The organism is Acidiferrobacter sp., assembly GCF_054609335.1.
The window spans coordinates 19,453-42,164 of sequence record NZ_JBTRWP010000003.1; the positions used below are offsets into that span (position 1 = coordinate 19,453).

16 protein-coding genes are annotated in these 22,712 nt (G+C 62.3%); 4 read left to right on the plus strand and 12 right to left on the minus strand.

What is annotated here, in order from left to right:
* Positions 1 to 20 precede the first annotated feature (20 nt).
* Together ACYCTF_RS01245 and ACYCTF_RS01250 are read right to left on the minus strand one after the other, a co-directional pair.
* The gene (locus ACYCTF_RS01245; protein WP_461282334.1) at positions 21 to 962 is read right to left on the minus strand and encodes an NAD(P)-dependent oxidoreductase; all 942 of its coding nucleotides are present in this window, start codon (positions 960 to 962) and stop codon (positions 21 to 23) included.
* A gap of 99 nt (positions 963 to 1,061) precedes the next feature.
* On the minus strand, positions 1,062 to 1,988 hold the full coding sequence (locus ACYCTF_RS01250) for a LysR family transcriptional regulator (protein WP_461282282.1): 927 nt from the start codon (positions 1,986 to 1,988) through the stop codon (positions 1,062 to 1,064).
* A gap of 150 nt (positions 1,989 to 2,138) precedes the next feature.
* Between ACYCTF_RS01250 and ACYCTF_RS01255 the strand changes: the two genes are divergently transcribed.
* From ACYCTF_RS01255 to ACYCTF_RS01265, 3 genes are all read left to right on the plus strand, one after another.
* The gene (locus tag ACYCTF_RS01255; RefSeq protein WP_461282335.1) at positions 2,139 to 3,518 is read left to right on the plus strand and encodes a ribulose-bisphosphate carboxylase; all 1,380 of its coding nucleotides are present in this window, start codon (positions 2,139 to 2,141) and stop codon (positions 3,516 to 3,518) included.
* Positions 3,519 to 3,638: 120 nt separating this feature from the next.
* Positions 3,639 to 4,451: a CbbQ/NirQ/NorQ domain-containing protein gene (locus tag ACYCTF_RS01260; protein WP_461282283.1), complete on the plus strand. Its 813-nt coding sequence runs from the start codon at positions 3,639 to 3,641 to the stop codon at positions 4,449 to 4,451.
* Between the two features lie 94 nt (positions 4,452 to 4,545).
* Positions 4,546 to 6,723 carry a nitric oxide reductase activation protein NorD gene (locus ACYCTF_RS01265; protein ID WP_461284420.1) on the plus strand — a complete coding sequence of 726 codons (2,178 nt, stop codon included), beginning with the start codon at positions 4,546 to 4,548 and terminating at the stop codon, positions 6,721 to 6,723.
* Positions 6,724 to 6,793: 70 nt separating this feature from the next.
* On the opposite strand, the gene ACYCTF_RS01270 is transcribed toward ACYCTF_RS01265, so the two are convergent.
* Complete coding sequence (locus ACYCTF_RS01270; RefSeq protein ID WP_461282285.1) at positions 6,794 to 7,153, minus strand: YybH family protein; 360 nt, start codon at positions 7,151 to 7,153, stop codon at positions 6,794 to 6,796.
* 376 nt (positions 7,154 to 7,529) lie between these two features.
* Here ACYCTF_RS01270 and ACYCTF_RS01275 point away from each other — a divergent pair, with 376 nt between their 5' ends.
* A complete protein-coding gene (locus tag ACYCTF_RS01275; protein ID WP_461282286.1) occupies positions 7,530 to 9,035 on the plus strand; it encodes a PQQ-like beta-propeller repeat protein in 1,506 nt (501 codons plus the stop codon).
* 208 nt (positions 9,036 to 9,243) lie between these two features.
* On the opposite strand, the gene ACYCTF_RS01280 is transcribed toward ACYCTF_RS01275, so the two are convergent.
* The 9 genes from ACYCTF_RS01280 to glgX form a co-directional block, all read right to left on the minus strand.
* Positions 9,244 to 10,158, minus strand: coding sequence for a cytochrome C oxidase assembly protein (locus tag ACYCTF_RS01280; RefSeq protein WP_461284421.1), 915 nt, complete (start codon positions 10,156 to 10,158; stop codon positions 9,244 to 9,246).
* Between the two features lie 126 nt (positions 10,159 to 10,284).
* Complete coding sequence (locus tag ACYCTF_RS01285; RefSeq protein ID WP_461282288.1) at positions 10,285 to 10,626, minus strand: cytochrome O ubiquinol oxidase; 342 nt, start codon at positions 10,624 to 10,626, stop codon at positions 10,285 to 10,287.
* The gene (locus ACYCTF_RS01290; RefSeq protein WP_461282289.1) at positions 10,626 to 11,255 is read right to left on the minus strand and encodes a cytochrome c oxidase subunit 3; all 630 of its coding nucleotides are present in this window, start codon (positions 11,253 to 11,255) and stop codon (positions 10,626 to 10,628) included. The genes ACYCTF_RS01285 and ACYCTF_RS01290 overlap by 1 nt, the downstream gene beginning before the upstream one ends.
* 52 nt (positions 11,256 to 11,307) lie before the next feature.
* Positions 11,308 to 13,389: a cbb3-type cytochrome c oxidase subunit I gene (locus tag ACYCTF_RS01295; RefSeq protein ID WP_461282290.1), complete on the minus strand. Its 2,082-nt coding sequence runs from the start codon at positions 13,387 to 13,389 to the stop codon at positions 11,308 to 11,310.
* A 76-nt stretch (positions 13,390 to 13,465) separates the two neighbouring features.
* A complete protein-coding gene (locus tag ACYCTF_RS01300; protein WP_461282291.1) occupies positions 13,466 to 14,425 on the minus strand; it encodes a cytochrome ubiquinol oxidase subunit II in 960 nt (319 codons plus the stop codon).
* Positions 14,426 to 14,786: 361 nt separating this feature from the next.
* Positions 14,787 to 15,341, minus strand: coding sequence for a pyridoxamine 5'-phosphate oxidase family protein (locus ACYCTF_RS01305; protein WP_461282292.1), 555 nt, complete (start codon positions 15,339 to 15,341; stop codon positions 14,787 to 14,789).
* Positions 15,342 to 15,423: 82 nt separating this feature from the next.
* Positions 15,424 to 18,399, minus strand: a complete 2,976-nt coding sequence (gene treY / locus ACYCTF_RS01310) for a malto-oligosyltrehalose synthase (RefSeq protein ID WP_461284422.1) — start codon at positions 18,397 to 18,399, stop codon at positions 15,424 to 15,426.
* The gene (gene treZ / locus ACYCTF_RS01315; RefSeq protein ID WP_461282294.1) at positions 18,396 to 20,288 is read right to left on the minus strand and encodes a malto-oligosyltrehalose trehalohydrolase; all 1,893 of its coding nucleotides are present in this window, start codon (positions 20,286 to 20,288) and stop codon (positions 18,396 to 18,398) included. The genes treY and treZ overlap by 4 nt, the downstream gene beginning before the upstream one ends.
* A gap of 30 nt (positions 20,289 to 20,318) precedes the next feature.
* Entirely contained in the window at positions 20,319 to 22,499 is a 2,181-nt protein-coding gene (gene glgX, locus ACYCTF_RS01320; RefSeq protein ID WP_461282336.1) for a glycogen debranching protein GlgX, read from the minus strand.
* Positions 22,500 to 22,712: the final 213 nt, after the last annotated feature.

Consider the following 22,712-nt stretch of genomic DNA (forward strand, 5'->3'; position numbering starts at 1 on the left):
TCAGAGCCTCACCACACCCCTCAAGCGCGACCCGCCTGACGACGCCCGGCCATGACTAGGGCGCACCAGTCGCGCCCCTCTTCGCCATGCGCCACGCAATCCAGGAAGCGGTCGCGCAATACCGTCCCGAAGGGCAAGGGCATAGCCGCCTCCGCGCCGGCCTCGAGCGCCAAATTCACATCCTTCAGGCCGAGCGCCAAACGAAAACCGGGTGGCTCGAATCGATCCTCGGCGATGAGCGCTCCATACAGCTTGAAGGCAGGCGACGAAAACAAGGTCTGGGTGAGCATGTCCAGGTAGGGACCCGCCTCCACCCCGTAGGCGCCGGCCAGTCCCGCGGCCTCTCCCATGGCCTCGATCGCACAGGCAAGCGTCAGATTGGTGGCGATCTTCACGGCATTGGCGCTCTCCGGCCGCTCGCCAAAACGCCACACCCGCTGGCCGAGCACCGCCCATAGCTCCTCGAGCCGCGTGATCGCCGCAGCCGGCCCCGCGACCAGCAGCTGCAAGCGGCCCTCGGCCGCCGCATCGGGGCGCCCCAAAACGGGACTGGCGACATAGGTTGCGCCGCACGCCTCATGAAGCTTGGCGAGATCGCGCGCAAGATCCACCGAGACCGTGGCCATGTTGATGTGGATCGCGCCCGGCGCGAGAGCCGCGAGAAGTCCTTCGGCCAGAAACACCGCACGCACCGCGCCATCGTGCGCGAGCATGGAGATCAGCACCTCGCTGTCGGCGAGGTCCAAGGGCTTCGGCACCACCACGACTCCCTCAGGGATCAGATCGCGCGACTGCGCGCTGCGGTTCCAGGCACGCACCGCGTGTCCCGCACCGGCCAGACGCCCCGCCAAGCCGCGCCCCATGGCTCCCAGCCCCACGAATCCGATACGCATTCGACACCTCCTCTGATAACAAAAGACAGTATTGTGGCGGCGGCCCCAATTGTCGCCATCGGTCGTCAGACGGCTTGCGGCCTCAAAGGCCGCGCCGAGGGCCGCCAAGACTTGATGGCGGGCTCGGGCCTGCGCTATCGCTTTCGACACGGGCGCAAGCGGCGGCGTTCAAGGCAAAATCTGGGTTTGCTCTTCGGCCGTTCTCGCGTACTCATGCTCGATCAGGAAGTTCTTGAAGGCAAGCGGCGCCGGGGCCAGCCGTTTGCCTTTGCGGTGCACGAGATGCCAGGCGCGTCGCAGCGGGAAGCCTTCCACCGAGAGTTCCCGCAAATAACCGGATTCGATTTTCACCAAGACGCTATGGCGCGCGACCACCGCAACCCCCATACCCACCTTCACCGCCTGCTTGATGGCCTCGTTACTGTTCATGACCACCCCCTCCCGCACGCTTAAGCCCTTTTCAGAAAAATAGCGCAACACAGTCTCGCGCGTACCGGATCCCTGTTCACGCAAGACGAAGCTTTCCCGCACCAGCTCACTTTGCGGGATGTTCGAGCGCCTGACCCAAGGGTGGTTGCCAGCGGCTATGACGATGAGATCATTGCGATGAAAGGGTAGTGCCACCAGATCCAGGGATTGCGGCGGTTCCCCCATGACAGCCATGTCGACGTCATTGCGTTCCAGGCTCGCCAGCACCTCCTTGCGATTGGCGATATTGAGGCGGATATTCACTTGGGGATGCTGATCCAGAAAACGGGCGAGCATCTCCACCGCAAAGGCATTGACCGCGGAGGTGACAGCAATGCGCAGCTGCCCTTGGTCCACGCCCCGCAAATGCTCAAGAGAGCGGGCGAGCCCCTCGAGCTCCTCCCCTATACGTTGCCCATAGCGCAGAACCTCCTCGCCGCCGTCGGTGAGGAAGACCTTCTTCCCCACCTGCTCCGTGACCGGCAGACCGATTTCCTGCTCGAGCTTGCGCACCTGCAGGTAGACCGCCGACTGCGTGAGGTTCAAGCGTGCGGCGGCCTTGGTGTAGGAGCTGGTGGCCGCCAACATCCGCAGTATCTCTAATTGGCGCAACGTCACGTTTCTCATACCCTCCCCTCTCACCCACGAGGCGCGTTCCGCCTCACTCAGCCACAAGATAATATAATTTACCTATCGTATCTATGACAGATAATCGTTTTTATTGATTATATTGGGCGAGTATAGTCCGTGCATTCATCCTCAACCAGGAAGCCCATGATGGACCAGTCCGCCCGTTACGCCGACCTTTCGCTGCGCGAAGAAGACCTCATCGCCGGGGGCCAACACATCCTCGTCGCCTACAAGATGAAGCCGAAGACCGGCCACGGCTATCTCACTGCCGCCGCGCACTTCGCCGCCGAGTCCTCGACGGGCACCAACGTCGAAGTGTCGACCACGGACGATTTCACGAAGGGCGTCGATGCCTTGGTCTATCACATCGACGAAGCCAGCCACGACATGCGTATCGCCTATCCCATGGCCCTCTTCGATCGCAATATCACCGATGGGCGCATGATGATCGTCTCCTTCCTCACGCTCGCCATCGGCAACAACCAAGGCATGGGCGACATCGCGCACGCCAAGATGGTCGACATCTACTTCCCGCCGCGGGCGATTCAGCTCTTCGACGGTCCGAGCCGGGACATTTCCGATCTCTGGCGCATCCTGGGCCGCCCCATCCAAAACGGCGGCTACATTGCCGGCACCATCATTAAGCCTAAGCTCGGCCTGCGCCCCGAACCTTTTGCCGAGGCTGCCTACCAGTTCTGGCTGGGCGGGGACTTCATCAAGAACGATGAGCCCCAGGGCAACCAGGTCTTCGCGCCACTCAAGGCCACGATCCCGCTTGTGGCCCGCGCCATGAAACAGGCTATGGACAAGACCGGCGAAGCCAAGATCTTCTCCGCCAATATCACTGCGGACGACCATTACGAGATGTGTGCGCGCGCCGACTTCATCCTCGAGACCTTCGGCTCCGATGCCGATAAAGTCGCTTTCCTGGTCGATGGCTTCGTAGGCGGCCCGGGCATGATCACCACGGCGCGTCGCCAGTATCCCGCGCAGTATCTGCACTACCACCGCGCAGGCCACGGCATGATCACCTCACCATCCGCTCATCGCGGCTACACGGCGCTCGTGCTCGCCAAGATCTCCCGCCTGCAAGGAGCCTCGGGCATCCACGTCGGCACCATGGGCTACGGGAAGATGGAAGGTGAAAACGACGACCGCAATATCGCCTACATGATCGAGCGCGACGAGTGCCAGGGGCCGGTCTACTACCAGAAGTGGTATGGCATGAAGCCCACCACCCCGATCATTTCCGGCGGCATGAATGCCCTACGCCTGCCGGGCTTCTTCGAGAACCTGGGCCACGGCAACGTCATCAACACCGCCGGAGGCGGATCGTACGGCCACATCGATACACCGGCCGCCGGCGCCATTTCCCTGCGGCAGGCCTACGAATGCTGGAAGGCCAAGGCCGATCCGATCGAATGGGCCAAGGAGCACAAGGAATTCGCGGGCGCCTTCGAGTCCTTCCCGAACGATGCCGACAAACTCTATCCGGGCTGGCGCGACAAGATCGCCGCGCACCGCTAAGGGAACACCACCCCTGCAAACCCCTTGCAGGGCGGTAAAGGGCCGGACCGCACGCTCGCGGCTCCGGCCCCCTCTTTCCCCTAAACGCCCCTGAAGGCAGGCAGGACAGGAGCCCCAAGCATGGTTCAAAGCGACCTACTCCACGATTATCGCGTCCACCAAGAACCGTACTATCGCCCGCAGGGCGACGAGATCGAGCTCTTCCTTGCGGCCTATAAAAGGCGACTGCCGGTCATGGTCAAAGGGCCCACAGGCTGTGGCAAATCCCGGTTCGTCGAATACATGGCGTGGAAGTTGGGCAAGCCCTTGCTCACGGTGGCCTGCAACGAAGACATGACGGCCGCAGACCTCGTGGGACGCTGGCTGCTCGATGCCGATGGCACTCGTTGGCAGGATGGGATGCTGACGCTCGCCGCGCGTCACGGCGGCATCTGCTATCTCGATGAAATCGTCGAGGCGCGACAGGATAGCGCCGTCGTCATCCATCCACTCACCGATCATCGCCGCCAACTCCCCTTGGACAAGAAGGGCGAGCTCGTGCACGCGCATCCCGACTTTCAGCTCGTTATCTCCTACAATCCCGGTTATCAGTCCGTGATGAAGGACCTCAAGCAATCCACCAAACAGCGCTTCACGGCCTTTCGCTTCGACTATCCGTCCGCGGACTTGGAGGCGGAGATTCTGGTGCGCGAAACCGGCATAGACCCGGATCTTGCGCCACGGCTCATAGAAATGGCGCAAAGCGCCCGCCGACTGAAAGGGCATGGCTTGGATGAGGGCATATCGACGCGCCTCCTGGTATACGCGGCCGCCCTCATGGCCGATGGCGTGGGGGCGCGCCAGGCCTGCCGCATGGCGCTCGTGGATCCCCTCACCGACGATGACGACATACGCGCGACTTTGGAACACGCCATAGATGCCCTGTTCCCCTGATTCCCCGCGCGCGCCTTCGGAACGGCCAGACATAGAGGGCCGAACGGAGGACTGGCGGCGACGGCTCGATTGCGCGTTCGATCCCGTACAATCGATGTTCGCCGATTGCCTCACGGCTGCCCACGAGCAGCTGGGCGAGGCCGCGCTCGCCGCCTACATCGACACGGCGCGCCTGCTCTGTAAACTCGGGCGCGGCGCGGAACCCGTTCTGGCCTTTCTGGAGGGCTGGCCCGCCGTTTGCCAACGCCTCGGCCAAGGCAGTCTCGACATCGTCCTCTCCTGGGTGCGGAACATTCAGCGCACCCCCAATGGCGATGTCCTCGGTGCCTTCTTTCAGGCGCTTCCGGCCACGGCCGCATCCCTCGGTAGCCACGAACTCCTGGCCGCCTACCTCGATCTCCTGATGGAAGTCGCGCAGCAAAGCAGCACCTCCATCCATCGCCGGCATGCGATCCTGCCAAGCCGGGCCTTGCCCGAATTGATTCGCATAGCACCCCAACTCCTTAAGCAAGTCAATCTACAGGGCCTGCGGGAATGGGCGTGGCAGGGCCTGCGCCAACATGCCAAAAACCCCGAACGGCAGGCGGATTATTTCGCGATGCAATCCGCCGATAGCCGCGCCCTCTTCCAGGGCCAGCGCCAGGGGACCCTACTGCGCGCGCACGAGCGCCAATTGGACTTCTATCTGCGCGCCCTATGGGATGATCCGGTGGCGCTGATCTCCTACTCCGAGGCCTTCGACGCGCTACGTCGCCCCCAACCCTACGCCGACGCCAATGGCCTCCACCTCCCCGACCTGCGCGTCGATCGCGACGGCGTCTCCGGGCTGGACCAATACCGGCTGACGCTGGCCCATCTCGCGGCCCATCGGCGCTTCACGCAATCCTTGGCCGCCGACAACGTCAGTCCCTTCCAACGCGTGAGCATCGAATGCCTGGAGGATGCCCGCATCGACACCCTGGTGCTGCGACGCTTCCCGGGCCTGCGCAAACCGCTGCTGGCGCTCCATCCGCGACCGGAGGAGGAGGCCTGCAATCCTGCGCGCGAGTCCTGCATCCGCCACCGGATGACCATGCTTTCGCGTGCCATTCTGGATCCGGATCATGGCTACCGTGACCCCGTGACCCGGAAATTCGCGGACTTGTTCCATGAGTGTCTCGCGCGGGACCTGAGCGACACGGCGAGCATGGCGGAATTGGCCAAGGAATATCTCGTCGCAAGCCGCCGGCCCAGCGATGCCTTCGCTCACGTCTATTTCATCGACACGGAAGTGCCATACCGCGACGATAATCGCCACCTCTGGCATTTCAACGATCTTGACGACGAATCCGAGCAGGATATGGCCGCGGCCCCCCCGGCGAGTGCGCCTGTGTCTCTGGTCCACCACTATCCGGAATGGGATTACGTGACGCAAAGTTATCTCACGGACTGGGTGAGCCTCTATGAACACCTCCATCCCCGCGGGCGCGCCGAGGACATCGAACAGCTCTTACACAAACATGCGGGCCTAGTGAAACGCCTGGAACATATCCTCGCTCAACTGACCCCCCAGGATCGCGAGCGCTTACGCCGCCAGGAAGACGGGTCCGAGCTGGACCTCGATTGGGCCGTGCGGTCCTGGCTCGATCAGCGTTGCCGCAGGGATCCCGACACACGCATAAACCAGAGCTTCCGTCAGGTCCGCCGGGACCTTGCCGTGAGCCTGTTGCTCGATCTTTCGGCCTCTCTCGGCGACCCCGTGCAGGGCAGCCGATCTCCGCAGAGCGTTCTTTCTTTGGCGCAGGAGGCCGTGGCTCTGCTCGCCTGGGCGATAGACCGGCTAGGCGACCCCTTCGCCATTGCCGGATTCCATTCCAATACCCGTCACGAGGCTCGCTACTGGCATATCAAAGGGTTCTCCGAGGCCTGGCGAGAGGAACCGCGCGCCCGGCTTGCGGCGCTGGAGGCGGCCTACTCCACCCGCATGGGGGTCGCCCTGCGGCATGCCGGCCATTACCTATCGGGGCAGAAAAAAGATAAGCGACTGCTCCTCATACTCACCGACGGTCAGCCCGCGGACATCGATGTGAGCGACCCGGACTTTCTCATCGCCGATGCGCGACAGGCGGTCCTGGAGCTTGAGCGTGACGGCATCCTCTGCCATTGCATCAGCCTCGACCCTCACGCCGATGACTATGTACAAAAAATCTTCGGCAAGCGGTTTAGCATCATAGATCGGGTCGAGCGCCTGCCCGAAAGGCTCCCCGAGATCTTCCTGACCCTGACTGCCTAAAACGACCTTCACTCACCTTCAGACCCTTTCCAGCACGAGCAGCCCACAGGGCGCACGGCCGGCCAATGGCTCAGACACCATAATGGGCGCTGGATCTTTCGATCAGGCCGCCTGGCCCGAGCTGGAACCACTCGGAGGCCCCGTGTCCGTCGTCACGGCTATAGTTGATGACGATGCTCTGGATGCCCCACCGCACCGATTCGAGTCGGAATGCGAGGTCCGGCCGGCGCGCGAGGGCCTTTCTCCAGTAGGCGCCGACCGCATCCTTGCCGATCAAGATCCCGGAAGGCTCCCCGGCAATGGCCACGATCAGAGGCGAGGAAAACACGAAATCCTCCGCATACAAACGCAAGATGTGCTCCAAATCGCGACTGTTCCATGAGGCGATCCAGCGCGCCGCCAAGTCCTCGGCTGTTGCCCGATCCAGCATACCTCCTCCTCTGCGGCCCTTGGGCCCTCGTCGATCCGCCGCCACGCCAGCCCGCGTGGCGGTCGCAAAGACGCTATCACAAGGGCACGACACCTGCACGCGCGGCATCATACAGGGACGCCATACCGGCCGGATCCGTGAGACAGCAAGCCGGGAAAGCGGGTCCAAGGAAGGGCCTGCCGCTATCAAGGTCCGGCCAACAGACCTCCGTCCGCACGGAAATGCACGCACCTGACTGAGCGCACGCCGCTTTGCGCCCGATCGACGTCGCGCCAGGACGCGCCCCGCCTGCGCATGAAGCCAGCACCCTATAAGCCTTCCGGCAGAAGCAGCGACGCACAAGGCGGGCTACAGTCGAGCTTTTGAGGGTGCCACTATGTCTCACTTACGATCCATCGTTGCCCTGCTTGCGGTCGCAGCCGGGTCCGCCGCGTTCGGCGCGGACGTGAGCGTACCCCATGACCCGCGCGGCAACCTCCTAGACCCCCTGAGTCCATTCGCGACCCTCTATCTGCCACGCAACGCGCCAAGCCCCGTCGATCGCGTAGGCCCCAAACGCTGGACACACGCCTATGGCGGACCGAACCACAATGCCGCCTTCGCTGTGTCCGCCCGCGCGCCCGCCTGGATACGCCATGGCGTGTCCTGGAACTTCCCGGAGGCACGGGCCTGGCCACTTAGCAAAGAGCGCCCCTTCGGCGCGCAAATCTATGGCATCAAGGAGGCCCTGCCTGTGCAGACCCAATCCTACGGGAATGCGCTCGGGGTGTCCGTGGTAGGCGGCGTCGTGTACGCAGAAAGCGACGACTCCTTCGCCTACGCGATCAATGCGCGCACCGGTCATCTCATTTGGCGGGCAAGCCCGGTAGGCAACACTCTCATGGGCAATCCACTCGTGAACGACAACCGCGTGTACCTGTCGGCCGGTAGCGTCGCGTTCAATTTCGCGAACGTGACTCTCTACGCGCGCGATCCGCATGCCGCCGGGCGCGGCAAGGACATAAGCTACAACGGCATCTACTGTCTCAGCGCCCACGACGGCAAGCTCCTCTGGTACTTTCCCACCGCCGGGGACGCCATGCCCACGCCGGCCTTGGCCTATGGGGCGCTTTATATCAGCACCGGCGACGGGAACATCTATGCCATTGACGAGCGCACTGGGGTCAAGCGATGGGTGACGCATGTAGGTGGCATCGCCAATATGTCGAGCCCGACCGTGTGGCGCCATAGGGTGTTCGTGGCCATGTCGGTGCTCCCAAACATATACGCCCTCGACACCCGCACAGGCCGCATACTCTGGAGAGGCAGCATCCCAGGCGCGGCCAACACCGGGATGGGCGACGTCTCGCCTGCCGTGGCGCGCGGCATCGTCGTCATGGATGCCGTGGCCCATCCGCGCACCGTCGACGGCCACCCGACCCTGGACACCATCGTGCGTGCCTACGACGCGCGCAGCGGACGTGTACTCTGGACTCACGACATGGGTCGTGGCCCCAAAGTTCCCGCCTTCAAGGGCGGAGTGCCCATGATCCACCGAGGGATGGTGTATGTCGGCTCCCCCATCACCTCGGCGTACCAAGCCATAAACGTGCGTAGCGGCCAGGTCGCCTGGACCTGGCATGTGCCACATGCGGGACCCGCGGGCGCAGGGCGTGGTGCGCCAACCTACTATCGTGGGGTACTCTACATTTCGACGGGACCCGACGTGTATGCGCTGGATCCGAGGTCCGGACGGAGCATCGGGCGTCATCACGTCGGGGGACGGTTCGGCATCGTGAGCCCCACCATCGTTGGCGGGACCATCTATCTCGGCAATTCCTGGGACTGGATCGACGCGCTCCCGGTCAAGGCCGTGAATCCGCGCTTTCACCTGCCACTCTAGGGGCACCGCCGCAAGAAACACATCTCCCGCGGCAGGCGCCGCTTACAAACCGGAGGCGTGGCCCACAGCGAACTGCTGCCCGAAGTGGCCTGCGGCCACAAGGGCAGGACTTGGGCCCTAGCCGGTCACCGCTACGATCGGCCCCTTCGCCATCTTGACCGTCATGGATGCTCGCCTGCGGATGACAATGGCGCCCAGCCGCTGTCTTTTAGACGCGCCAGTTCAATACAATCGCCAATGTGATGGCAAGGACCATCGCCTGATGAAAGACCACCACCGCGCCCGGCGCTTTGGGCTTTAGATTCACGCCATGAAAGAGCACGAACCCCACCGCGAACTGGGCGATCGAGAGGTAAAACGCCACCGGATAATTTGGCATCATCCACCCCAGGGTCCCCACCACGAGCAAGGCCGCGACGATGTGCACAGCCACCGTCCATTGCGAGGCCTGCTTGGGCGCGACGAAGAGCTCGATCGGTTTCCCAAAACCCCTCTGGCCCGTGGTCATGCCGCCCAAGAATATGGCCAGAAACACGGCGTGCAGCGCGACATTGGCGTCCAGGTATTGCAGAAAATGGACATCCGGATAGCGCAGACCCACGAGATAGGACACGAGCACGCTATAAGCAAGCAATCCATGCGTACCGTGCACGAAGGCCGGCGCGCGTCCCGCCAGGACATATAAGGTTCCCATCCCGAAAAGCGCTGTGGCTACGATCAGGGCAAGGCCTGTGATCGTGGCGGCGTCCGGGTGCAGGATGACCAGCGCGACCCCTATGAGGCCGAGCGTGGTCGCCACGAGGCGATGGGCGGCCTCCGGGTCGCCGCGCACAAGCAAGGTGAGGATGTTGCGCGTATAGGGCCAGCGGGTCCCCAGGGACAGGCCGAACCCAAAGCCCTCCACGAGACTACCGAGAAGAATGATGGCGACCGCGAACAGGACCTGGGTCAACATGAGCGCCTGGACCCAGGCCTCGCGCCCGAGCGCAAGTGACGTCATGCCGCGCCATATTCCCGCCGCTATCGCGACAAAGATGAGGCCCGCGATAAACACATTGGCCACGCGCACCGCAGTCGTGACTTCGCCCTGCACCTCGTGGTGCTCGGAATTTTTATGTTCCATATCCTCCTCATCGGCCCACCGGGGCTGCACGCGGACAATACCGCAAGAGGCCTCTTAAACCAACACCCGGACCTAAGCCCCTGAAGGCAAACCGCCGAACGGCGTCCCCGTCGGACGACCCCGGATTTAGTGCATGAGGCCCATGAGCATGGTGCGAGCATCCAAGGAGTGGAACATCCACATACTAAGCCCCACCGCGATCACAAAGAGCGGGACGGCAAGGACAAAGGACACGGTAGTCCAGATCTGCGTCGACGAGAAATCGAGCTGCAATAAAAACACGATCTGGACCGCAACGGCTAGCGCTGCTGCGCCTGACAACACAAGCATGGGGTGCGGGATCTCGCCGCCATGCATAGCGACGGCGAGCGCCCCGGTCATCAAGGCGGTGGCGACGATGAAGGCGGCGACGTAGGCGCGGCCGTTGACGAGCCGCACCTCGGGATGCTGCAAAGGATCATGGGCCATCAGAGGACTCCTCGCATGTCGACGAAGGTATAGACCAGCACCCAGAGAATCGCCTGGAAGTGCCAAAAAAGCTTCAGGTTCAACAAGCGGTAGACCGTCTTGTCGGTCAAGCCCTGGGCCGCCACCTGAAAAAACATCGTCGCCATCCACAGGAGTCCGAAGGCCATGTGGATCCCATGCGTCATGACCAAGGCAAAAAACGCCGACAGGTAGCCGCTCCCTTCCGGATAGATGCCCATGCGAAACAGCGCCGCGAATTCGTGAACCTCGAGCCCCACAAAGACCGCCCCCAAGATGAAGGCGGCCACGAGGCCCGCAAGCACGCCCGCGCGGCTGCCGCGCTTCAGGGCCACCATCACGCCCCCGTAGGCGAGCACGCTCGCGAACACCGATAAAGTCTCCGCGTAGGCTGTCCACGGATGCACGAGCGCATGCAGGACCGGGCCCCCGGCCGCATTGTAGGTGTGACTCAAGACCCCATAGGCCGCGAAGAGGCCCGCGAAGATCATCGCGTCGCTCAGCATATACAACCAAAAGCCCAGCGTGCGCGTCGCTATCACATCGTGGTGATAATGGGGCTCCCAGAGTCCGCTTTGCCCCGATTCCGTACCGCCGCTTGCCGTTATCATCGCTTACCCCCAAGACTTCTCTTACACCCAAGCCGCCTGCGTAGTATATCTATCAGGGGCTCGACTCCCGCGGACGAAGCACGTCGATTCCACCTGCGGACGCCCCCGCGCGTGCTACCTCGGCCGCGCGCTGCCGCAGCTTCTTTTCGATCCGCTCCACCTCTTCGGCCTTCACCACGTAATCCGTATCACGCACAAACGAACGCGCGATCACAGTCAGGATGATGGCGATAAATGAAGCGTCCGTAAGCCACCAGATACGCCACACAAGCCCGAAGCCGAGCCCCAAGGCGAAGGCGCCGATCACAAGCGGCACGGACGTGTTCCGGGGCATTGGGATATCCTCATAATGGGTCGGTGCCGCCCCCTCTAGGCCCTGCCCCCGGCGCCACACGAGTTCGTCGCGCGCGTTTACGCGCGGCGTGACTGCGAAGTTATAAAATGGTACGGGTGACGGCGCGAGCCATTCAAGCGTACGCGCGCTGCCCCAAGCATCGGCGCCGACACGATTTGCGTTGCGATCGCGCAGGCTGACATAGAGTTGGCGCACGAAGTAATAGACCGAGACGAGATAGAACCCTATGCCAAGCTCCTCCGCGACCTCGAAGGGAAAAAGTGCCGGGTTCGTCAGAAAATCGAGGCGGCGCGTCATTCCCATAAAGCCCGAGGTGTACATCGGAATGAAGACCATGATGGTGCCTATCGTGAAGGTCCAGAAAAAGCGCTTGCCGAGCGACTCGTTCAGCCGGAAGCCGAAGACCTTGGGAAACCAGTAGGTGACCGCCCCGAGAATGCCGTAGACCACCACCATCAGCATGGTATGGAAATGCGCCACCACGAACACGCTGTTGTGGACACTGTAATTGACAGGCGGCATGGCCAACATCATGCCCGTAAGCCCCCCCACAAGCAGCATGAAGAGCGCCCCTATCGCCCACATCATAGGGGTCTCGAAGCGGCTGCGACCACGGTAGATCGTAAACGCCCAATTGAATACCTTCACGCCCGTGGGGATCCCCACAACCATCGTGGCTATGCTAAAAAAGGTGTTGACGCGCGGACCGGCCCCCATGGTGAAAAAGTGGTGCAGCCAGACGGACCACGATACACCCGCGATCGCAAAGCTCGCCGCCACCATCGTGACGTAGCCGAAAAGCGGTTTCTCGGAGAATGTCGGAATGATCTCCGACATCATGCCGAAAGCCGGCAGAATGACGAAATAGACTTCAGGGTGACCCCATATCCAGAAGAGGTCGGAATACAGCATGAGGTTGCCGCCCATGCCCGCCGTGAAAAAGTGCGTCCCAAAGTAGCGATCGAGTCCGAGCAATCCCAAGGCCACGCCTAGGACCGGAAAGGACGTGAGCGCGATAATGTTGGTGCTGAGCGCAGTCCAAGTGAAGATCGGCAACCGTCCCCAAGTCATGCCCGGTGCGCGCATCTTGATAATGGTCGCGATCAGATTCGCAGCCCCGAGCGTCGTGCCGACACTCGAAATCTGAATGGCCCACATCCAATAGTCCGTGCCCACCCCTGGGCTATACGCAAGCTCGGTGAGCGGCGTAAGTCCGACCCAGCCCGCGTGCGAAAAATCGCCCAGGAATAAGGACAACATGATGAGCGCCGCACCCACGGCGGTAAGCCAGAGGCCCAGCGCATTCAAGTAGGGAAAAGCCATGTCGCGTGCACCGATCTGCAAGGGCACGACGACGTTCATGAGACCGACCAGTATGGGGGTCGCGGCAAACAGGATCATGATGGTCCCGTGCGCGCTATAGATCTGATCGAAATGGTAGGGCACGAGATAGCCGTGCGCGGCTCCCAGAAAGCCCGGCGAATGGGCTCCGTCAGCCAAGACCTGCTGGGTGCGCATCATGAGCGCATCGATGAAGCCGCGGAACAGCATGACGAGGCCTATGATGATATACATGACCCCGATCTTCTTGTGGTCGACGGTCGTCAACCACTCTCGCCAAAGATAGCCCCATCGGTCGGCATAGGTGAGGTAAGCGAGAACCAGGATTCCGAGCACGACCGAGAAGATGAAGGCGCCGGCTATGATCGGATTGTCCGGGATCGCCCCAAGCGACAGACGCCCAAAAATCGGGCTCCAGGGTCCTTGCACGTTCACCATAAACTGGCACTCCTGTTAAGCGAGAAAGACTGGGTGACCAAGGGCGGGTGGATCAGCCCCAAGCGGTCGTGCGGCCTTACGCCGATCCGGGCGGCGGCAGTTGGGTCGTATAGACCCTACCCTTCAGGACTCCCTCGATGACCTGATCGAAGAGTCGTCCCTTGACGTCCGAGAATTCATAGGTCTTGCCATTGATATTTTTTGTGGGCTTTGCGAAGGCGTTGAATTGCGCATAATCCATATGCAGGGGTGCGTGTTGAACAGATTGCACCCAATCCTGGAAACGTTTCGGGCTTATGACGTGCGTCTTGAAGCCCATCCAGGAAAAACCGCCGCCGCTGAAGTTCGCCGAATACCCCTTGTAGGTGCCCAGCTTGTCCGCCACCAGAACCTGCTCGGTGCGCATCCCCGGCATGATGTCGATCATGCCGGCAAGGTTCGGTATAAAGAAGTCGTTCACCACGGTGGCCGAGGTCATATGGAAATCCACGGTCGCCCCACGCGGTATGACGAGCTCATTGGCGGTGGCGATGTGCTGCTTGGGATAGATGAACAGCCACTGCCAATCGGTCGTAATGACATCCACCCGCAGGGGTGGTGGTACCGCTCCGGGCGCTGCCTGGGCGACCTTCAATAGGCGCGGATGAAACGGGTCCACCGCGTAGGTGCCTCTATAGGCGTAGTAACCCAACAGCGCGACTGTGAGCAACGGTATCGCCCAGACGACGAGCTCTATGACATTGGAGTGGGACCACGTGGGGTCGTAAGCGGCGGTGGTATTGGCCTTGCGATAGTGAAGCAGGAAGAAGGTGGTGACGACTGCGGTAGGGATAATGATGCCGAGCATGACGGCGACATCGAGGACCGTGAACCGCATATCCGCCGCCGACAGGGGTCCGGCCGGATGGAAGATCAGGAATTGTCGGGACAGGCTATGGGCAGAACATCCAGAAAGAAGCAGAAGAGGAAGGAAAGCGATGGAACGGACAAGCCTGCCTATCCTACGCACGACGAAACCGTACTGCCTTACCCGCATTGCAACGCCTCCCGAGTAGTCCCCTGGGCGGATACGAGGCAACGCCGATTGGGGCGCACCCCCTACACCATCTAAGCATATAATAATATGCGTGATCGCAAAATCACAAGAAAAAGTTTGCGCCCCACAACACGTCTCCGACAAGCGCTCGGTAACGGAGGCCTCTTTACTGGTGATCGCCGCAAAGTCGCAAAGCCGCCGCGCGCACCCCACGGACCCGGATGCAAGGAAGCGTCCGAGCGCGGGGCCAGGCAGCCTTCCAGTCACAAGGACGCGGGCGACCGATGAGAGCCAGGGCCGTACCCATGGAGGGCCTTCCACCACCTTCCTCAGTCTGCACAAGGCAAGGCGCGCAGGCAGGTCAGGTCCGATTTTTTTGATCGATCCCGGTCTCTATGCCGTCTATGCTGATCGCATTGCGCTCCTGCCAATAGCGTCGCACGCCGTCCTCCCCCTTCTTCTCGGTCCAGGCGCGCAGATCGGGCCTGTCGCCCACGAAATCGAAATAGGGGACCCCGAACCCGCACGAGGTCTGTACGAGATCGATCGCCACATCAAAGATCTGGCGGGCACCTGGCAAGGATGGAAACAGCGCTGACAGCATCCCCCACTCCTGGTCGGAGTGATGCACGGCGCGCGCCGTGCCGTACAAGCGCAGAATGACCGGGTCGCCGGTGAAGGCGCAGAACATCAAGGTCATGCGCGGATCGGTTTGGACGTGGGCTGCGGATTCGTTGCCACTGCCCGTAAGGTTCAACCACGCCACCCGGTTGGGGTCCAGGATGCACAGGCTCTCTAGCCCCTTGGGCGAGACGTTGACGCGCGAATCCGCGGTGGCGGTGGCCACGAAGAAGATCTTTTGTTCGGCTATGAATTGCGCCCAGCGCTGCGGAATGCTCGGGTACTGCTTCGCCATGACCGCGTTCCCGTCTCTCTTTCCTGGGGTTTGGGGGCCTAGCGTATCATGGCTACGATGTCCCGGCGCGCCCGGCAGCCGCTCAGGGTACGTCGCGCACTTCGTAGCCGCGCGGGGAGCCTACGAGAACTGCGATCGGAAACTCTGCCAAGAGTTCGGCGGCGAGCATCCTTTGGCTCAGCACTGCGCCCGGCCCCGCCACCCCCGGTGCCAGCACGTGACGCCAGGACCAAGCCGCGCAGGACGCCGGAACCGGGACGCGGGTGCCACCCCATACGGCAGAACCTGTCGGCAGACGCCGCCCACCCTCGGTAAGCGCCCAATAATGGCGAGGCACGACCACGAGCCACGCCTGGTCCTCGTGACATCGCGCAAAGCAGATGAGGTGCCGCGCTCGCTCGCCTTCGGCATACAGGGCCTCGTAGCTGCCGCGCGTGCAAATCTCGGGGTGCGTGCGTCGCAGCCGCAGAAGACAGCGCGTCGTATGCATCTTCACATGGCCGTCTTCGGGGTTGGCAAGCCAAGCCGCGAGAGCGTGGGCGCGCGCCAGCTCGTCCGCATCATCCAAGCGCGCGATCTCCGCAAGCATCCGCGTCCGCTCCCCGTAGTCCACGGGGCGACGATTATCCGGATCCACGAGACTGAAGTCCCACAACTCGGTCCCCTGATAGATATCCGGCACACCGGGGGCCAGAAGCTTCAGGGCGAGCTGACTCAAGGCCGTCCAGAGCCCCGCTCGCGCCACCGGGGCGGCGAAGGACTCCAGCGCATCGAGCGTGCGGGCGTTCGCCTCGGGATCGGTGACGGCGTCCACAAAGGCGATCAAGGCGTCCTCGTATTCGCAAACGGGCTTCACCCAACTCGTCTCGCACTTGGCTTCGCGCGCGGCCTTCAGCATGTAGTCCCGAAGCCGTGCGCGCACATCCGCCCACATCTCGGGCGTGCGCACGAAGGGCCACACGCCGATCAAAGTCTGATAAAAGAGGTACTCGTCCCGGACCGAGGGTGCGAGCCCGCCCAAGGCCTTTAAGGACTGATGGTGCTCTTTCAACTGTTGCGCGCACGCGGCCCACGCCTCCGGGATCTCCGACAGCACGTGCAGCCGCGCGCGCACATCCTCGCTACGCTTCGTATCGTGCGTGGATGTCGCCAGCATGGTCGTCGGACGTTCGCGAAGCCGTGTACCGTTCGCCTCATGGAAAGCCTTCAGCGAGACTGCGAACCGCGATGGATCCCCGCCTACCTCGTTCAAGGACACGAGTCGGTTGTAGCGGTAGAAAAGCGTGTCCTCCAGGCCCTTGGCCATCACAGGTCCCGTGTATTGCTGGAAAGCGGCAATGAACTCCAGTATCTCGACACGCTCCTCAGGCGTCCGGCTCTCAAACCCCTCGAGCAACAAGAGGTCACGTATGAAGTCGACCGCTGCGACCTCCACGAGCGGATTACGCTCCTTAGCGCGCGCACAGGCCGCCTCAATGATCGACCGATCGGCCGAAGAGGCGCCCGGCGCGCTCACATAGGTCCGATACACGGGGAAACACGCGACAATCTCGAAGAGCGCAGTCCTTTGGGCCGACAAGGTAAAGTCTCGCGTCCGTCGATCCCGTTCCGCGATACGATCCAGCGCGATGCCCAAGGTATGGACCTCGCTTCCGAGACTCGTATGCATGATGAGCCCCTTGCATTCGTAGAGCATGCTCGCATAATCGTCCCGCGCCCCCATAAAGGCCTCATAAGCCGCGTCCACACCGGCCTCCCCGTCCGCCGACACCAGAACGCCACTGGCAAGACGCAGAAAATCGTAGCCAGTCGTGCCGCTCACCGGCCAATCGTCGGGCAGCGACTCATCGGCGCCCAGGATCTTCTCGACAACGAGATAAAAGGGTACGCGTCCGGCGGAAGCCTCCACGCCACGCGCACCCCCATCTCGCGCCGCGCACGCGAAGTCCTGAAGCCTCGCAAAATATTCGCGCGGGTCACGCAAACCATCCGGATGATCGACCCTGAGCCCCGCGACGTCGCCTGAGGCAATCCACGCGCCGATCAGGCCATGGGTCGTGGCGAACACCCCCGGATCCTCCATGCGTAAGGCGGCAAGCTCGTTGATGTCAAAAAATCGCCGGTAATTGATCTCATATCCGGCGACCCGCCAAAACGTCAGGCGGTAGGCCTGCTGCTCCAAGAGGCCGTGCAGCGCATCGTAGCGCTCCGCGCCCGCGCCCGCGCCCGCGTTATAGCGCGCCAACACCTGGCTCAAGGCGCCCGCGCAGCGCGCGTTACCGGAGACCCAGGCACCCAACCGGCGCGCCCCTTCCTCGATGAGGCGCGCGGCCTCCTCGGGTGCGGACCCGTCGGCCGGGACACTTGTTCGCTCGAAGAGCGCAATGAGCTCCGATATCTCCTGACCGAGCGCCTCGTCGCCGGCGCCGAGATGGATCGACTGCGCCACCTCGGCCAGGATCTGCGGATAGGATTTGGGACTTATGGGTAGGATATGATCGTAATAGCGCACCACGAACCCGCCCCGTCCCGGATCAAAGTCAAGGGCCATGGCGCCCGATTCCAGCACCTCGCCGTACTGCCCCCCGAGGATCGGGATAACGAGCTTGTCCTCATAGGAGCGCTCGGGCGTTTTCCAATCAATATCGAAATAATGCGCAAACAGCGAACACCGGCCATGCGCGAGCACGTCCCACCATAGCCGGTTGTCCGGATCATCCACGCGCATGTGGTTTGGCACGATGTCCATGATCTGGGACAGGCCCTGACGGCGCAAGGCCGCCACGAACTTTCGACGCTCGTCCTCACTGCCCACTTCCGGGTTGACGCACGAGTGGTCGACAATATCGTAGCCGTGGGTACTACCAGGATGAGCCTTCAAGTAGGGCGAGGCGTAACAGTGGCTTACGCCGAGATCCGCAAGATAGGTCGCAAGCCGCGCGGCATCCCGAAAGCCAAAGCCTTTGTGAAATTGCCAACGGTAGGTCGCGGTCGGCACGGCTCCATCAGGCGCCGTGCCGTGCCGTGCCGTCTTGCCCGAAGGCCGATCGCCGCTCATGCGCCGTTTGCCTGCGGGCCGCACGCCGCGGACCATAGTTCCCAGCGCACCTCCCAGGGTTCAAGCGCCTCGTCCGCCGGGGTCGGGGCCGACTTCGTTGCATGGAGCAGTACGGCAGAGGCGCGTGCCTCCTTCGCTATGCGATACCCCACCTTCACGGGCGTGGGGCCGAGGTTCGCACGCAGATGTAGCAAGGAGCCGTCGGCGAAACGCCACGCAGCGGCGATCCCGCGCCCCCCGAAGAGCTCAAAGCCCTGGGATCGAACGGGGCCTTGGGCGAGCCGCCCGGCCAGATGCCGGGCACGGGCCTGAAGGAGGCCCTGATGAAAGGCAAGCCATGCAACACCTACCGCGCCCTCCGTCTCACGCCAGTCGAGACGACTGGACAGGAAAGTCTCTTCGCTATTAGGGTCAGGAATGCCCGCCCTCTGGGCCTCGTCGGCAAACTGCCGAAAGCGCGCGAACTCGCGGCGGCGCCCCTCGGTGACCGCCCGCCCAAGATCGGCCTCGAAGTCGCAAAAAAAGAGAAAGGGCCGCGAGCACCCGAATTCCTGGCCCATGAAAAGCAGGGGTGGCGAGGGCGCGAGCAGCAAAACCGCAGTGGCGGCCCGCACCGCCTCAGGGCTCGCTAGCGCTGTGATGCGCTCGCCGAAGGCCCGATTGCCGACCTGGTCGTGGTTTTGCAAGAAACTCACGAAAGCGCCCGCGCCAAGCGCGGTCGAAGGCTCTCCACGCGGGCCCTGCCGATAGGGCGAGAACTCACCCTGGTAGGCGAAGCCTTCGGTGAGGCAGCGTCCGAGCAGACGCATCGTATCTTGCGCATAATCCGCGTAATAGCCCTCGGTCTCGCCGGTCAAGAGGACGTGTAAGATGTGGTGAATATCATCATTCCATTGCGCGGTGAATCCGCCCTGCCCCAGATGGCGCGCCTCGTTGTTCTCGTTCTCGAGGATGAGATGAATGTGGCGGCCGGCGCTACGCAGCGGTTCTACCGTCTGCGCGATGGACGTCAAGATGGACTGCGGCGAATCGTCGACGATGGCATGAACCGCGTCGAAGCGTAAACCATCGAGATGGTATTCGTTCAGCCAATAGCGCACGTTCGCCTCAAAATAGGCACGCACCTGCGCGCTGCCTGGCGCGTCGAAGTTTATGGCATCGCCCCACGGGGTGTGGTGGCGCGACGTAAAGAACGCCGGGGCATAGCATCCCAGATAATTGCCGTCGGGCCCGAAGTGGTTGTAGACGACATCCAGGAGGACCATGAGGCCCAAGCCGTGGGCCGTCATGATCAATGCCTTCAGGTCCTCGGGACGGCCGTAGCGACTGTCAGGGGCGAAGGGCAGCACGCCGTCATAACCCCAATTCGCGCGCCCGGGGAAATCCGCGACCGGCATGAGCTCGATGGCCGTCACCCCGAGCGCCGCCAGACGCGGCAGAAGGGCCGCAGCCCCCGCATAGGTCCCCTCGGGACTGAAAGCGCCGACATGCAGTTCATAGAGGACGGCGTCCGTCCAGGGGCGCCCCCGCCACGTGGTATCGGTCCAGGCGAAGGCGCCACCGTTCACGACCTCGCTCGGTCCGTGTGCGTCGCGTGGCTGGAACCGCGACGCCGGGTCCGGGATCACAAGCCCGCCATCGATCCGGTAACGATAGAGGCTGCCAGCGCCCGCGGCGCCAGTTATCACCTCGAACCAGCCATCACCTGCAGGCCTCATCGCGATTGGCGGCGCAGTCGACCCCTCGAGCATCAGATCCACCGTGCAGGCCGACGGCGCCCATAGACGAAAACGCACCCCGGAGGCCTCACACTCTGCCCCAAACCCGAGCCGCTCGTATCGCCTCGTCACGCCGGAGTCCGTCGCTCCCGCCTCGCCGCTTCCATCCATGGCGACTCCTCTGCGAATATCGCTCCTCGATCAGCGCGCATGCCCGCCGCGACGGTCAGGCGTCGCCTCCCGCAGCAAGACAAGCGAGCGCCCCTTGAGCGGATAGGATCCACTCGTGATGATAGGCTCGACGTCACGGGTGGGGCTTGTGTAGCTCGTATCGATCTCCACTTGCCACCCGAACACCCGATATTTCGGTAACGAGAAAGGGATTTCCTCGTGATGCGCGTTTAGAAGCCAGAGAAAGTCGACATCCCCCATCATGCGCCCCTTCTCATCGAATTCATCCAGTCCTTCGCCTGCCAGGAACAGCCCCAGACAGCGCGCAAAACTCTGATGCCACTCTTCGTCGTTCATCTCGGTCGCGTCCGGCTTCAACCACATGACGTCCTTAACGTCACTGCCGCGGATGTGCCGCCCCTGGAAGAATGACCGGCGGCGAAAGACCTTGTGGTTCTGCTTGATGCGAATCACATGCTGCATGAACCGCATGAACTCATGATCTTCCGGAGTGAGCTCCCAGTTCACCCAATTGATGGGGTCATCGTGACAGTAGGCGTTGTTGTTGCCGCGCTGGGTGCGGCCCATCTCGTCGCCGGCCACGATCATGGGCACGCCCTGGGAGAGCAACAAGGTCGCAATCATGTTGCGCTTTTGCTGGGCCCGCAAGGCTCGGATATCCGGGTCGTCTGTCGGTCCCTCGGTGCCGCAATTCCAGGAGAAATTGGCGTCGGTCCCGTCGCGATTGTCCTCACCATTAGCTTCGTTATGCTTGTCGTTGTAGCTGACGAGATCCTGAAGCGTGAAGCCATCGTGCGCCGTCACGAAATTGATCGATGCGTAAGGGTTGCGTCCGCCATGACCGTAGAGGTCGCTCGAACCTGTCAGTCTATAGGCCATCTCGCCTATGACGCCGCCCTCGCCCTTCCAATACGCGCGTACCGCGTCACGGTACTTGCCATTCCACTCGGTCCAGCCGACCGGGAAGTTACCGACCTGGTAGCCTCCCTCGCCCAGGTCCCACGGCTCGGCTATGAGCTTGACCTGCGAGAGCACGGGATCCTGATGAATAATGTCGAAGAATGCAGACAGCCGGTTCACGTCATGGAGTTCGCGCGCCAAAGTCGAGGCCAGATCGAAGCGGAAACCGTCCACGTGCATCTCAAGGACCCAGTAGCGCAAGGAGTCCATGATGAGCTGCAAGACCCTCGGATGCAGCATGTTCAAAGTGTTCCCGCAACCCGTGAAGTCCATGTAGTAACGCGGATGCTCGGGGCTCAGACGGTAATAGGACAGGTTGTCTATGCCCTTGAAGGACAAGGTCGGCCCCATGTGGTGACCTTCGGCCGTGTGGTTGTACACCACATCCAGGATGACCTCTATCCCGTTGGAGTGAAAAGCCTTCACCATGGTCTTGAATTCGGATATCTCGCCACTTGCCGAATAGCGCGAGTCCGGGGCAAAGAACCCTATGGAATTGTAGCCCCAATAATTACGGAGACCCTGCTCCACGAGATGACGGTCATCTATGAAGGCATGCACGGGCATGAGCTCGACTGCCGTCACCCCAAGCGACTTCAAATACTCAATCACACGCGCCGAGCCTAAGCCAGCATAAGTGCCGCGCAAGGGTTGTGGGACCAGCGGATGCTGATAGGTGAACCCCTTGACGTGCAACTCATAGATGATCGTGTCGTGCCAAGGCGTGCGCAAGAGTCGGTCGTCGCCCCAACTGAAGGCCGATTCAACAACCCGTGACTTGGGCATGAATGGCCCATTGTTGGTCCGATCGAAGGACAGATCTTCGAGCTTATGGCCGACGCGGTATGCAAAATTCGCATTGCTCCAGCGGACCTGGCCTTGGATAGACTTGGCGTAGGGGTCCAGCAAGAGCTTGTGGCCGTTGAATCGGTGCCCGTTTTTGGGATCGTAAGGCCCATGGACACGATAACCGTACAGCCACCCAGGCCGCGCCTCCGGGAGATAACAGTGCCATACCTGATCAGTCTGCCAGCGTATCGGGATGCGCGCGATCTCGTGGCGGCCGTCCTCGGCGAATAAGCAAAGCTCCACCGCCTCGGCATGCTCTGAGAAGAGCGCAAAATTCACCCCCTCGCCATCCCAGGTGGCGCCCAAGGGATAGGGTCGCCCAGGCCACACCGCGAAACGCGCGAGCCCTCGCCCTCCCAAGCGCCCACGCTCCTCGATCACAGGACCGCTCCGCGGGATGCGGCATCCGCCAGACGCGTAGCGAAACGCGCCAGCCTTCGAGCCGACAAGTCCGCGCCCGGCGCCACCAAGGTAAGTGTCGTCCGCCGCGGCCGTAGACACTGCCAGCTCTTCTGCCGGGACACGAGCGCTGCATGCGCGATTATCATCGTTGCACCCATTCTTGTTCTGTCACCAAAGGCGTGTCGGACGACG

Bases quoted from the DNA above. Each gene is read 5' to 3' on its own strand.
- ACYCTF_RS01250 (WP_461282282.1), bottom strand. From the start codon at position 1,988: ATGAGAAACGTGACGTTGCGCCAATTAGAGATACTGCGGATGTTGGCG.
- ACYCTF_RS01255 (WP_461282335.1), top strand. From the start codon at position 2,139: ATGGACCAGTCCGCCCGTTACGCCGACCTTTCGCTGCGCGAAGAAGAC.
- ACYCTF_RS01260 (WP_461282283.1), top strand. From the start codon at position 3,639: ATGGTTCAAAGCGACCTACTCCACGATTATCGCGTCCACCAAGAACCG.
- ACYCTF_RS01265 (WP_461284420.1), top strand. From the start codon at position 4,546: ATGTTCGCCGATTGCCTCACGGCTGCCCACGAGCAGCTGGGCGAGGCC.
- ACYCTF_RS01270 (WP_461282285.1), bottom strand. From the start codon at position 7,153: ATGCTGGATCGGGCAACAGCCGAGGACTTGGCGGCGCGCTGGATCGCC.
- ACYCTF_RS01275 (WP_461282286.1), top strand. From the start codon at position 7,530: ATGTCTCACTTACGATCCATCGTTGCCCTGCTTGCGGTCGCAGCCGGG.
- ACYCTF_RS01280 (WP_461284421.1), bottom strand. From the start codon at position 10,158: ATGGAACATAAAAATTCCGAGCACCACGAGGTGCAGGGCGAAGTCACG.
- ACYCTF_RS01285 (WP_461282288.1), bottom strand. From the start codon at position 10,626: ATGGCCCATGATCCTTTGCAGCATCCCGAGGTGCGGCTCGTCAACGGC.
- ACYCTF_RS01290 (WP_461282289.1), bottom strand. From the start codon at position 11,255: ATGATAACGGCAAGCGGCGGTACGGAATCGGGGCAAAGCGGACTCTGG.
- ACYCTF_RS01295 (WP_461282290.1), bottom strand. From the start codon at position 13,389: ATGGTGAACGTGCAAGGACCCTGGAGCCCGATTTTTGGGCGTCTGTCG.
- ACYCTF_RS01300 (WP_461282291.1), bottom strand. From the start codon at position 14,425: ATGCGGGTAAGGCAGTACGGTTTCGTCGTGCGTAGGATAGGCAGGCTT.
- ACYCTF_RS01305 (WP_461282292.1), bottom strand. From the start codon at position 15,341: ATGGCGAAGCAGTACCCGAGCATTCCGCAGCGCTGGGCGCAATTCATA.
- treY (WP_461284422.1), bottom strand. From the start codon at position 18,399: ATGAGCGGCGATCGGCCTTCGGGCAAGACGGCACGGCACGGCACGGCG.
- treZ (WP_461282294.1), bottom strand. From the start codon at position 20,288: ATGGATGGAAGCGGCGAGGCGGGAGCGACGGACTCCGGCGTGACGAGG.